Below are 4,624 nucleotides of genomic sequence, written 5' to 3' on the forward strand. Positions count from 1 at the left end.
TGACGGGTCGCTCACTCAAAATACTGACAGGCCACTACTTTCGTAGCGCCTATTTCAATTACTTCTTGTGAACATTTGATATTTTAAGTATCAGCAGGACTAGCCTGCTGTGCACTTTCATCAAACGTCCACACTTATCGACTGTTAATTTTTAAAGAACTTTATTCGGTACTGCTTGCTGCGGAGCGTTGTGTCCGTCAGCGAAGAAGAAAGAGTATGAAGCGTTTAGATCGTTTCGTCAACCCCTTCTTTTTCTCACCTAACTCAGCATTTACATGCGTCGTTCTGCGAGGGGGCGAACTATAGCAAAGCCTCACCAATATCTGCAAGGCCTTTTTTCGAACTGCTACAATCGCGCCCTTTAGAACATGGCGAGAAAGCACGCAATGACCAACAACACTATCAAGCGCGGCGGCTTTAGCTCCAGCTTCGGCGTACTGGCGGCGACGCTGGGTTCCGCTGTCGGCCTCGGCAATATATGGAAGTTCCCTTATCTGACGGGCGCCAATGGCGGCGCCGGTTTCCTGCTCATCTATCTGCTCGCCACGCTCGTCATCGGCCTGCCCGTGATGATCGCGGAGATCACCATGGGCCGCGCGGCGAAAGCCAATCCCATCACAGCGCTGCAAAATCTCAGCCCGAAAAAAGGCATGCCATGGTGGCTGGTCGGCGTGGCAGGCATGGCCGCCGCATTCCTGATCCTGTCCTTCTATTCCGAGGTCGTGGCCTGGGTGTTCGCCTATGTATTCAAAGCCATCGGCGGCTCGATACTCAGCAGCGATCGCCACGTTACTGAAGGCGCATTTGGCGCGCTGATCGCCGACCCGGTGCAATCGCTGTTGTGGCAATGGGCTGTACTCGTCTTCATTGGCGGCATCTTGCTGATGGGTGTCACCAAAGGCATCGAAGGCATCGCCAAGAAACTGATGCCTATCTTGTTCCTGCTGTTGCTGCTGCTGTGCGCGGTCAGCCTGTCGCTGGACAAGGCGGCCGATGGCCTGGCCTTCCTGTTCCGTCCCGACTTCAGCAAGATCACTGCGGGCGTCATCCTGACTGCGATGGGCCTGGCTTTCTTCAAGCTGTCGCTGGGCATGGGCACGATGATGACCTATGGCTCCTACTTCCGCGACGACCAGAATATCCCGCAGACCACGTTGCGTGTGATGGCCGCCGACCTGTGCGTGTCCATGTTGGCGGGTATCGCCATCTTCCCTGCGGTATTCACGTTCGGCTTTGAACCGGCGGCCGGGCCGGCGCTGGTGTTCATCACCATCCCCGCCGTGTTCTCGCAGATCCCCGGCGGCCAGCTGCTGATGATCGCCTTCTTCGTGCTGGCCTCGGTGGCCGCCACCGGCGCCATGCTGTCGCTGATGGAAGTGCCGGTCGTCATCCTGCACGAACGCTTCGGCCTCAGCCGCGCGAAAGCCACGCTGCTGACCATCGCGGGCTTGATGCTGCTGGGTTCCACCTGCGCGCTGACCAATAATGTGCTGGCCGATTTCAAACTGTTCGGCATGAATATGTTCGACCTGTTCGACTTCGTCTCGTCCAACGTGCTGCTGCCGCTGGGTGGCATTTTGCTAGCCATCTTCGTCGGCTGGGTATGGGGCGCGGACAGGTTCAGCCTGGCCTTGTCCAACCAGGGCGCGCTGCGTAACCAGGGCACGATACGCGTCGTGTTCTTCCTGCTGCGCTATGTCTCGCCGGTGCTGATTCTTTTGGTAATGTTGAAAGGTTTGAATTTGCTATAGGCGCAACGGCCTCGCTCTTTTTTCACCTTCGCCGGGGCAGTATGCATATACTGTCTCCACCGTGAATTCCTCAGGCTTCAAAATGAACCAGAGCGAGATCCCCGTAGTGCCGATGCCGACGATACTCATCGTCGACGACTCCCTTTCCTATCTGGCGGCACTGCTGGACCGGCTCGAACGGCACGGCTTCATGATCGTGCTGGCGCAGACCGCAGCCGAAGGTTTGATGCGCGCGGAATTCGCCGAGCCGGACCTGATCCTGCTCGATGTCGTCATGCCTGGCATCGACGGTTTCGAAGCCTGCCGCCGCCTCAAGGCCGGCAAGGCCACCAAGGATATTCCGGTCATCTTCATGACCGGCCTCACCGATCCCAAGCAAAAAGTGACAGGCTTCGATGCCGGTGGCGTGGACTACATCACCAAGCCGTTCCAGATCGAAGAGGTGCTCGCGCGCATCAACACCCACCTGGCGCTGCGCAGAGCCAACCGCGAATTGCAGGACATGGTCGCCACGCTGGACAAGGCGCGCGCAGACCTGGTGCGCAACGAGCGGCTGGCCGGACTGGGCGCCATGGTGGCCGGCATCGCGCATGAGCTGAACACGCCGATCGGCAACAGCCTGATGGCGTCCACCACGTTTGAAATGCAGACCGATGAAATCGGCAGACACCTTGAACTGGAAGGCGGTATCACGCGCAAGGAGTTTGAGCACTACATCAAGAATGCCCAACTGTCGGTGGATATCCTGAGCCGCAACCTGCATCGCGCGGCGGACATCGTCACCAATTTCAAGCAGGTGGCAGTTGACCAGACCAGCTCGCAACGTCGCAGTTTTTTATTGGCGGAAGTGGTGGCCGGGAATGTGCTGACCTTGCAGCCGACCATCAAACGCACGCCCTTCGTGATCCAGCAGCGCATCCCTGCGGACCTGATGATGGAGAGCTATCCCGGACCGATCGGACAGGTCATCACCAATCTGATCAATAACGCCATCCTGCACGGCTACGAAAGCCGCACGGCGGGCCTGATCGATATCTCGGCCAGCCTGTCCGGACATGGCCTGGTATCGCTGTCGGTGGAGGATCACGGCGCCGGCATCAAGAAGGAAGATCTGTCGCGGATCTTCGATCCCTTCTTCACCACCAAGCTGGGGGTGGGTGGATCCGGACTGGGCCTGAACATCGTCCACAACATCGTCACCGAGATTCTGGGCGGCGCCATCGATGTTGTGAGCGAGCTCGGCGGCGGCACGCGGTTTACGCTGACGCTGCCGATGCTCGCACCGACCCGCTAGTACCTACTCCTGCGACCAGAGCGACAATGCGCCAGCCGGCGCAGGCGGCATGCCGACCACCAGCGGCGTAGGGATCACATTGCTCACTATCGCATACTTGAACGAACCATCCGCCTTCGTATAGCGATAGGCACGCCACGACGTTCTGGTCAGCGTGTCGAGACTGTACAGGTCGGCTTTCAGGGCCTTGTTTACCGAAGCGGCGGGATAGACATTGCTGCCGGCGGATGTCGTCACGGTCGCATTGCCGGCGGCATCAAAGGCGATCGAGGATCCGCTTTGCGTGGCGCAATCCTCGCGCTGCGTGGACAGCGTTTGCCCTGCCAGGTCGGCGGCAGTGAGCAGTACCTTGGAACTGTTATTGACCAGCACATCGGTAGACTTGAAGGGCTTGGCGGAACCGGACGGCGACTGGCACAACATCAGCAATGTCGGCACACGGCCATCGCCGCTTGCCGATACGCTGGCCGAAGCCGTAATCGAGCCGCCGTAGGCAATGGCGCTGCCCGGTCCGGCGGACTCGCCAAAACCGATCTCACGTTCGCCCAGGCCGAAGATCAACTTGCCGCCAAAGGAAGTCACAATGCCGGAGCCGTACGTGTAGCGGTACTGCACCGACGAGCCGACATCCGAATAGAAATCCTTGAATCCGGTGTACACAGCGCGGTAGCCCGGCTTCGTATTCTTTTGCTCCAGGACCGCTGCGTCGATGGTCGCCTGGAAGGCAGCCAGATCGGTATCCTTGCTCACCTTGGCCAGCAGGTCGCGTCCAACGTCGGTCAGCGGCGCTTCGTTCTGGACGTTCGCTGTTACCAGGGCCCCCAGATAGCGAGTGGTGACTTCGGTTTTCTTGCTCATTGCCAGTTGATCGTCCGCCTGCGCGCCGGCCATGATGGCCAGTGCCAGCAACGGACGTGTGATCGACTTGCTTTCGAGCTGCCCAACCCAGTATTGGCGGCCGCCGGTATCGGCATCGCGACCGAAGACATTGAGATAAATAGTATTAACGAATTCGGCATCGGTGCCTGCGCTGATGTTTTGCGCCTCGGGACCGGAGACAAATCCATCCACGATCATCTTGCCCAAACTATTGTTGGTGTATGCCGCGAACAGCCCTGCAGGAGTGGTCGGCAAATTGAGTTTGTCGAATGCGACGTTCCAGAAGACGAAGCCAGCAGTGTCCGGGGGACGGCCGAAATAGGCCAGATATAAACTCTGCACCACGGCGGTATGCGAAACGGCGGTAGGCGGCGCGGTGGGGCCGCCTGCCCCCAGGCGCAGACCCGCAGTGTGCGTTTCGGCGCTTCCTCCGTCCGAGCCACCGCATGCAGCTAATGTGGAAGCCAGCAAGCTGATAGATACAAGCTGCAATGTGCGTGACATGTCCATCTCCCTTTATATAGTTATCAAATAATATATGACAGTCGACGGAGTTGCAAAATAAACAATGTAACAGACGAAAAAAAGCCCCGACCAGATCACTGGAAGGGGCTTTTTTAATATAACTAGCCTGACGATAACCTACTTTCACACTGGTTGCAGCACTATCATCGGCGCAGAGTTGTTTCACGGTCCTGTT

Annotated in this window: 3 protein-coding genes; 2 read left to right on the plus strand and 1 reads right to left on the minus strand. The window is 58.2% G+C overall.

Annotated features, from left to right (window positions below):
* Positions 1 to 386: 386 nt before the first annotated feature.
* Entirely contained in the window at positions 387 to 1,751 is a 1,365-nt protein-coding gene (locus tag GEV02_RS32460; RefSeq protein ID WP_152841905.1) for a sodium-dependent transporter, read from the plus strand.
* A gap of 82 nt (positions 1,752 to 1,833) precedes the next feature.
* The gene (locus GEV02_RS32465) at positions 1,834 to 3,045 is read left to right on the plus strand and encodes a sensor histidine kinase (RefSeq protein ID WP_152841906.1); all 1,212 of its coding nucleotides are present in this window, start codon (positions 1,834 to 1,836) and stop codon (positions 3,043 to 3,045) included.
* 3 nt (positions 3,046 to 3,048) lie between these two features.
* Here GEV02_RS32465 and GEV02_RS32470 read toward each other — a convergent pair whose 3' ends face one another.
* Positions 3,049 to 4,428 carry a DUF4214 domain-containing protein gene (locus GEV02_RS32470; protein WP_152841907.1) on the minus strand — a complete coding sequence of 460 codons (1,380 nt, stop codon included), beginning with the start codon at positions 4,426 to 4,428 and terminating at the stop codon, positions 3,049 to 3,051.
* Positions 4,429 to 4,624 lie beyond the last annotated feature (196 nt).

This window comes from Rugamonas aquatica, from assembly GCF_009380215.1.
Taxonomy (GTDB): domain Bacteria; phylum Pseudomonadota; class Gammaproteobacteria; order Burkholderiales; family Burkholderiaceae_D; genus Rugamonas; species Rugamonas aquatica_B.

What these genes read in the sequence shown, in the direction of transcription:
- GEV02_RS32460 (WP_152841905.1), top strand. Translation starts at nt 387, where the DNA reads ATGACCAACAACACTATCAAGCGCGGCGGCTTTAGCTCCAGCTTCGGC.
- GEV02_RS32465 (WP_152841906.1), top strand. Translation starts at nt 1,834, where the DNA reads ATGAACCAGAGCGAGATCCCCGTAGTGCCGATGCCGACGATACTCATC.
- GEV02_RS32470 (WP_152841907.1), bottom strand. Translation starts at nt 4,428, where the DNA reads ATGTCACGCACATTGCAGCTTGTATCTATCAGCTTGCTGGCTTCCACA.